Source organism: Novosphingobium sp. (assembly GCF_041915465.1).
Lineage (GTDB): Bacteria > Pseudomonadota > Alphaproteobacteria > Sphingomonadales > Sphingomonadaceae > Novosphingobium.
Map to the genome: position 1 here is coordinate 1 of NZ_JAYSBK010000126.1, position 7,549 is coordinate 7,549.

The window sequence follows — 7,549 nt, forward strand, 5'->3', positions numbered from 1 at the left end:
GGGTCTCGCAGCCCACAGTCAGCCGCGCGCTGCGTGGATCGAAATCGGTCAGCCTGGCCACGCGCCAGCGGATCGAGGCGATCGCCCGCGATCTCAACTATTCGGTCGACAAGAATGCCTCGTCGCTACGCTCGCAGCGCGCCAACACCATCGCCCTGCTGTTCTTCGAGGAGCAAACCCCGGGCGAGGGCAAGATCAACCCGTTCTTCCTCGCCATGCTCGGTTCGATCACCCGCTCCTGCGCCAATCGCGGGATCGACCTGCTGATCTCCTTTCAGAAAATGGAGGACGACTGGCACACGCGCTATCAGGACAGCCACCGCGCCGACGGGCTGATCCTGCTGGGTTACGGCGACTATACGCTTTATGAGCAGCGCCTGACCAACCTGGTCAGCAATGGCACCCAATTCGTGCGCTGGGGCTCGGTGCGGGCCGACAACATCGGTGCAACGGTCGGCTCGGACAATGTCGGCGCGGGCAAGCTTGCGGGCGAGCACCTGCTTGGACTGGGGCGCAAACGGATCGCCTTCCTCGGCCAGGCCGACGAGCACTACCCCGAGTTTGCCGATCGCTATCGCGGACTGTGCGCAGCGCTGGCCGACGCCGGGATCGCGCCCGATCCGGCCCTGCAACGCGATGCGATCAGCTTTGAAGATGCCGGGCAAGTCGCGACCGAGGCGCTGCTGGCCAGCGGCGCCCGCTTCGATGCGATCTTCGCGGCCAGCGACCTGATCGCGATCGGCGCACTGCGCGCGCTTTCCGCCGCTGGCTTGCGGGTGCCCGAAGACGTGGCAGTGATGGGCTTCGATGATCAGCCCGCCGCAAGCATGACCAATCCGCCGCTGACCACCTTGATGCAGGATCTGAAGGCGGCGGGTGAACTGCTGGTCGAAACCCTGCTCGATCAGGTTGAGGACCGCCCGGTCGCCAATCGGACGATACCGGCACGGCTTATCGTCCGGCGCAGCACGACTGGCTGAAGCGGCCGCCCTGCGGGTCCGAACGGCAACAACGTATTCGTATGCCTGTTGCCGAGGACGCAATGCCGTGCCAGCCCCTTGGCGGGTTCGGGGAGAGACGTTTCATGCAAAAACCACAACAAGACTGGCGCGGGCTGTTCAACATCAGCTTCGGCTTCTTCGGGATCCAGATCGGCTTCGCGCTTCAGAACGCGAACATGAGCCGCGTCTTCCAGTCGTTGGGGTCGAGCCTCGATGACCTTCCAGCCCTGTGGGTTGCCGCGCCGCTGACGGGCCTGCTGGTGCAGCCGGTGATCGGCCACCTCTCCGACCGGACCTGGCTTGGCCGGCTTGGGCGGCGCCGACCCTATTTCCTGGCCGGCGCGGTACTGGCGGCGCTTGCGCTCGTCTTCATGCCGCAATCGGGTGCGCTGCTCTCCGCCGCGCTGCTGCTGTGGCTGCTCGATGCCAGCCTCAACGTCTCCATGGAGCCGTTCCGCGCCTTCGTTGGCGACATGTTGGGCAAGGACCAGCACACTGCCGGCTATGCCGTGCAGACCGCGTTCATCGGCGCGGGCGCGGTGGTCGGATCGATGTTTCCCTATCTGCTCGACCACTTCGGGGTATCGAACCAGGCGGCAGGCGGCGGCATTCCCGACACGGTGCGCTATTCGTTCTGGGCAGGGGGCGCTGCCCTGCTTGCAGCAGTGCTGTGGACCGTCCTGACCACCCGCGAATATTCGCCAGAGGAGCAGGCCAGCTTTGGCGCAGACGCACCCGTCGAGGCCGCGGCGGCTCCGGATCTGTCCGCGCGCGACAGCGCCGCGCCGTTCTGGTGGATCGCGGCGGGTGCCGCGCTGGCGCTGGGGACCGAGCACTGGGGGCTCGAAAAGGAGGTCTACCTCCTCGCCGCATTGCTTGGCGGCTACGGCCTGATCAGCCACATCGCGATCCGCCTGGCCCGCGCGGGCAAGTCGGCCAATATGCTGGCAAGCATCGTCGGCGATTTTTCGGGCATGCCCGAGATCATGAAGCGGCTGGCGCTGGTGCAGTTCTTCAGCTGGTCGGCGCTGTTCATCATGTGGATCAACACCACGCCGGTCGTCGCGCGGCACTTCTTCGGTTCGGGCGATCCCGCCAGCGCGGCCTATCAGGATGGCGGCAACTGGGTGGGCGTGCTCTTCGCGGTCTATAATGGCGTGGCCGCCGTGGCCGCACTGGTCGTGCTGCCGCTGCTCGCCCGGCGACTGGGCAAGGCGCGTACCCACACCGCCTGCCTGCTGGCCGGCGCGGCGGGCTTTGCCAGCTTCTTCGTGATCCGTGATCCCGATTGGCTGATCCTCAGCGAGGTCGGCGTCGGCATTGCCTGGGCCTCGATCCTTGCCATGCCCTATGCGATCCTGGCGAGCAGCCTGCCGCAATCCAAGCTCGGTATCACCATGGGGCTGTTCAACGTGTTCATCGTGGTCCCGCAGCTGCTGGTGGCGACCGTCATGGGTTCGATCATGAAGGCCTTCTTTCCGGACGAGCCGATCTGGACCATGGCCTTTGCGGCCGCGACACTGGTGGTGGCTGCGCTCGCGATGCTGCGGGTAAAGGTGCCCGGCGAAACCTAGAAGTCCGCGATCACCTGCATCGAGAAGGCGCGCGGCTGGGTATAGCTCCACGCGCCGCTGGTGGAGACGTTCCAGCCATAGTTGTTGGTCACATTGATCAGCAGCGGGCGGAGCAAGAACGTGCTCTTGCCCAAATGCAGGCGGTAGCGCGCACCGAGGTTAAAGGTCGTGCGGGCCGGGGCGCTTAGCGTGTTGAGCGCATTGCCGGTGCGGCCTGAAAGGCTTTCGAGCGCAAGGTCGAACGACCACGGGCTCTGCCCGGCATCAGGCCGCCAATCGATGTTGAGCACCGAGCGGCGGCGGATCTGGCCGACCGGGCGCGGCCCCAGCTGCCCGGCATCCACGACCTCACCGGAAATGCGCGGATCGAGCAAAAGCGTGCCGCCGACCACCGTCAGACCGGGCACGACCTGCCCCGTCAGCGACAGTTCGATGCCCCGGTTGCGCAGTGTGCCAAGCTGGCGGTAGCGCAGGCCGGCATCGAGGTTGTAATAGGGCTTGGTAATCTGGAATGCCCCGGCGATCAGCGTAAGGTGCGCGGTCAGCCCCAGCTTTACCCCGGCCTCGACCTGGCGGGTGTGGATCGCCGGCGGGGCTTCGGACCGGTTGACCGCGATATCGGGGGCGATCAGCGCCTCTTCCTGCCCATGCGCGATCCCGGCATAGACCGTCACCGACGGGGCAATCCGCTGGGCCAGATCCAGGCTCCAGGTGGTGGGATCATCGCGGGTGCGCAGGTCGCCCAGCGCGGGATCGGAAAAATCCACCGCCTTGCGATAGCGACTCTGCGCAATGCTGCCATCCAGCGTCAGCCCGCCCCCGGTGACAAGGCTATAGGACAGCCCGAGGGTCAACTGGTTGACCGTGTCGTGGTTCTTGGGGCCGATGACATAGACCGGCTCGGGCAGCACCTGCGGGACATTGAGATCGGTCGGCCCGAACTGGAATATCCGGCTACCACCGAACAGCTTGGTGCGGTGCCGCCCGCGCAGGCTGGCGATCAGGCGCTGGCTGGCAGTGTCGGTGTGCCATTCGCGCACCAGCCGCACCTCGCCCGACAGCGAGGCATCGCTCGTTCCGGCATCGGCGACGATGCGGTGTCCGCTGGCGCTGCCGTCTGGCAGCACGCCGGTGGCGATGTCGGCATAGATGTGGTGATAGGTGCGGCGCGTGTCGAACAGTCCGACCTCAAGCCGCCATTTGCCGCTCAGCGGAACCTTGGCGATCCCGCCCCACAGCCAGGTATCGCTGTCGCGCCCGGTCCAGCTCTGGCTGAGATCCTCGCCGCGCTTCAGCTTGGGCGGACCACCGCTGCCCGCGAGGAACAGCGCCGGGTGCGCCTCGTCGCTGCGATAGAGGAAATCGCCGCCGAACAGCAGCACCTCGGTATCGGGCGCTGGCCGGAACGCAACGGTTGCCCCGAACGTCCGGATCAGGCCGACGCCGCCTTCCGGGCGATGCCAGTTGCGATAGCCGACCCCGCCCGAAACGCCCCAGCGCTCGCCATCCAGTGGCTGCTTGAATTCGACCGATCCGCCCGGCCCGATCGCCGCAGTCGATCCGGTATCGAACTGCAGGCTGTAGCTCGTCCGGTCGCGCGGCTGGGTCAGCGAATAGTCGACCAGCCCGGTCGGTGCAGGAAAGGGATAGCGCAAGGTCGCCGCGCCGACGCGGATCGTGTTGCCATCGATCAACCGGGTCGAGACCTTGTCAACCTGATCGAAATACAGCCCCTCGATCCGCACGTTGCCGGCATCGACCGGGTTGAACCCGCGCACGTCGTCGCTGGTGTAGAGCCCGCTCTTCTCGTTGCCGACCGAGCGGCCAAAGGCATCGCCGGACTGGGTGGTGACATTGTCCTGCGCCCGCTGGGCAAGCGCAGGCGCCGCGCACAGCACCGCTGCCGGAATCGTCAGTCCACCAAGAAGCAGGATCGAACGCACCGGCCGCCCATAGCGAACGGGTTGCGTTTGAAAACCCCTTTACGCGTCGCCGCGTTCGGCCGGGTCCTCGTGCAGCCAGGCGGCGTGGCGCGGAGCGCGCTTGGTCCGGCTCCATTCCTCGAGCATCGCCGGGGCCAGCCGTGCCAGCTCCTGGTATTGCGCTGGCGCGCCGATGTTGCAGGCCAGTTCCAGCCGGTGGCCATTGGGATCGAAGAAATAGATCGAGCGAAAGATGCCATGGTACGTCGGCCCCAGTACCTCGACGCCGTTCGCCTCGAGATGAGCCTTGGCGGCAAGCAGCGCAGCCTCGTCGGCCACCTCGAACGCAAGGTGCTGGACCCAAGCCGGAGTATTGGGGTCGCGGCCCATTTCGGGCTGCTGCGGCAGCTCGAAAAAGGCCAGCACATTGCCCCCGCCGCAGTCCAGGAAGACGTGCATATAGGGATCGTCCTCGCCAGTGGAGGGCACCTTGTCCTCCGCAAAAGCGGTCGTGTAGCGCATCCCCAGCATGGTTTCGTACCATTCGACCGTCTGCTTCGCATCGCGGCAGCGGTAGGCGACGTGGTGGATGCGCTTCAGGCTCGGGGCGGTCACTGGACATCCTCCTTCACGTCCAGCGCGCCGCGCCGCAGCTGGTCACGTTCCATCGATTCGAACAGCGCGGTGAAGTTGCCTTCGCCGAAGCCTTCGTCCTTCTTGCGCTGGATGAATTCGAAGAACACCGGGCCGACCATGGTTTCGGAGAAAATCTGGAGCAGCAGCCGCGGATCGCCCTTGGCGGTCGAACCGTCGAGCAGGATGCCGCGCTGCTGCAACTCCGCCACCGGCTCGCCATGGCCGGGCAGGCGCTCATCCAGCATCTCGTAATAGGTCGCGGGCGGCGGTGTCATGAACGGGGTGCCGAGCGCCTTGAGCTTGTCCCAGGCCCCGATCAGGTCGTCGCAGGCAAAGGCGATGTGCTGGATCCCCTCGCCGTTATAGGCGCGCAGGAACTCCTCGATCTGCCCGCCGCCCGAGCGGCCTTCCTCGTTCAAGGGGATGCGGATCTTGCCATCGGGCGCAGTCATCGCGCGGCTGGTAAGGCCGGTATATTCGCCCTTGATGTCGAAATAACGGATCTCGCGGAAACCGAAGACCCGCTCATAGAACGCGCCCCAGTGCGCCATGCGCCCGCCATAGACGTTGTGGGTAAGGTGATCGATCGTGTGGAAGCCTGCGCCGGCCGGATGGCGTTCAACGCCCGGTTCGTAGATGAAGTCGATGTCATAGATCGACAGGTCGCTGCCGCTCTGGTGGCCTTCGTAGCGGTCGATCAGATAGATGATCGAACCGCCGATCCCCCGGATTGCGGGCAGGCGCAGTTCCATCGGCCCGGTCCGCACCTCGACCGGTTCGACCCCGCGTTCAAGCGCCATTTCATAGGCCTTCGCTGCATCACGCACCCGCCAGCCCATGCCGCAGGCCGAGGCTCCATGTTCGGCAGCAAACCACGCCGCCGGGCTGCGCGGCTGGTAATTGGCGATCAGGTTGATCCCGCCCTGCCGCCACAGCTCGACATCCTTCGAGCGGTGGCGCGCGATCCGGGTAAAGCCCATGGCCGTGAACACTGGCTCCAGCACGCCCTTTTCAGGCGCGCAGAACTCGACGAACTCGAAGCCGTCGAGGCCAAGCGGGTTGTCGAACAGGTCTGGCACGAGGATTCTCCCGGAAGCTTAAGTTTCATTTGAAACTATATCGCCGCACCGCAAGAGTCAAGGTTTCGCCTGAAACTAAAGCTTGGGCAGCTGCTGGCTCGAACAGTGGAAACTGCCGCCGCCCGCCAGCACGGCATCGGCCATCACGCCGACCGTTTCGCGGTCCGGGAACAGCTCGGCAATCGCGGCCACGCCGTCCGCGTCGTGCGGCGTGCCATAGGTCGGCACGACGACGAGGTTCGAGGTGATCGCGAAGTTCATGTAGCTGGCCGGTTCGATCCGCCCGCCTTCGCTTTCGACCCGGCCGGGCGAAGGCACTTCGCGCACGGTTACGCCGACTGCTTCGGCGCGGGCCTTGGCGTCGGCATAGATCGCCGCATTGGGATCGTTCGCGCCCGTCGCGCGCGGCAGCGCCAGCACATTCGGCGCCACGAAGCGGGCGAGGTTGTCGACATGGCCGTCGGTGTGATCGTTGATCAGTCCATCGCCCAGCCACAGCACGCGATTAAAACCCAAGTCGCGCTCCAGCCGCAGTTCCAGATCGACGCGGGAGAGCTGCGGGTTGCGGTTGGGATTGAGCAGGCACTGCTCGGTCGTCGCGACCAGCCCCGTGCCATCGGTATCGAGCGCGCCGCCCTCAAGGATCCAGTCGCAGACCTCGACCGGCAGGCCTATGCTCTCCGCCAGTTCAGCGCCGATTTCCTGATCCCCATCCATCAGGTACTTGCCGCCCCAGCCGTTGAAGCCGAACCGCCGCGCGACTTGCCGCGAGCCGTCCGACACCACCAGCGGCCCGGTATCGCGCAGCCACACATCGCCATAGCGCCGCGTCTCCAGCACCACCTTGCCGCTGCACAGCGCCTCGGCGCGGGCGCGGTTGGCGGCGTCGCGCACAATCAGGCGCACCTCCTGCCCGCTTTCGGCAACCGCGCTGGCAAAGGCCGCAATCTGTTCCTGCGCGGCTTCAAGGAATCCCGGCCACTCTTCCCCGTCGTGAGGAAAGCCGATCCACAGCAAGGTTTGCGGATGCCACTCGGGCGGCATCCGCATCACGTTCTCGCTCATCGCTTACTTCTTCTTCGCCGCACCAGCCCGGCTGGCATCGCGGACCGCGCGGAATTCGTCGGTCTTGTGCCAGTTCGGCCAGTCGGTGGTCATCGCCAGCATCCGCCCGAGCCGGTAGTAGAGCTCCATCGACTGCAGCGCTCCCGACCAGTCCCACTTGGGATCGTATTGGTCGCTCGGCTGGTGATAGCGGTTCTTGGTGTAATCATCGCTCGCCGCCTCGCCGGCTTCCTTGCCGCCGTTCACCCAGTCGCTGCCGCGGCCAACCGCGA

6 protein-coding genes and 1 pseudogene are annotated in these 7,549 nt (G+C 65.8%); 2 read left to right on the forward strand and 5 right to left on the reverse strand.

Annotated elements, in window-relative coordinates:
* On the forward strand, positions 1–980 hold a 980-nt coding region (locus ACE3SN_RS15250; RefSeq protein WP_374531443.1), incomplete at its 5' end, for a substrate-binding domain-containing protein.
* A 104-nt stretch (positions 981–1,084) separates the two neighbouring features.
* The gene (locus tag ACE3SN_RS15255; protein ID WP_374531445.1) at positions 1,085–2,575 is read left to right on the forward strand and encodes an MFS transporter; all 1,491 of its coding nucleotides are present in this window, start codon (positions 1,085–1,087) and stop codon (positions 2,573–2,575) included.
* On the opposite strand, the gene ACE3SN_RS15260 is transcribed toward ACE3SN_RS15255, so the two are convergent.
* The 5 genes and pseudogenes from ACE3SN_RS15260 to ACE3SN_RS15280 form a co-directional block, all read right to left on the reverse strand.
* A complete protein-coding gene (locus tag ACE3SN_RS15260) occupies positions 2,572–4,518 on the reverse strand; it encodes a TonB-dependent receptor domain-containing protein (RefSeq protein ID WP_374531447.1) in 1,947 nt (648 codons plus the stop codon). The two genes, ACE3SN_RS15255 and ACE3SN_RS15260, sit on opposite strands and share 4 nt — an antisense overlap.
* A gap of 39 nt (positions 4,519–4,557) precedes the next feature.
* Complete coding sequence (locus ACE3SN_RS15265) at positions 4,558–5,112, reverse strand: VOC family protein (RefSeq protein WP_374531449.1); 555 nt, start codon at positions 5,110–5,112, stop codon at positions 4,558–4,560.
* Positions 5,109–6,212, reverse strand: coding sequence for a 4-hydroxyphenylpyruvate dioxygenase (hppD, locus tag ACE3SN_RS15270; protein ID WP_374531451.1), 1,104 nt, complete (start codon positions 6,210–6,212; stop codon positions 5,109–5,111). Before hppD ends, ACE3SN_RS15265 begins: the two co-directional genes overlap by 4 nt.
* 75 nt (positions 6,213–6,287) lie before the next feature.
* Positions 6,288–7,277 (reverse strand): agmatine deiminase family protein, encoded by a 990-nt coding sequence (locus ACE3SN_RS15275; RefSeq protein WP_374531453.1) that lies wholly within the window; start codon positions 7,275–7,277, stop codon positions 6,288–6,290.
* 3 nt (positions 7,278–7,280) lie between these two features.
* Positions 7,281–7,549, reverse strand: a pseudogene (locus tag ACE3SN_RS15280) (peptidase M28); the annotation flags it as partial.

What these genes read in the sequence shown, in the direction of transcription:
- ACE3SN_RS15255 (WP_374531445.1), top strand. Translation starts at nt 1,085, where the DNA reads ATGCAAAAACCACAACAAGACTGGCGCGGGCTGTTCAACATCAGCTTC.
- ACE3SN_RS15275 (WP_374531453.1), bottom strand. Translation starts at nt 7,277, where the DNA reads ATGAGCGAGAACGTGATGCGGATGCCGCCCGAGTGGCATCCGCAAACC.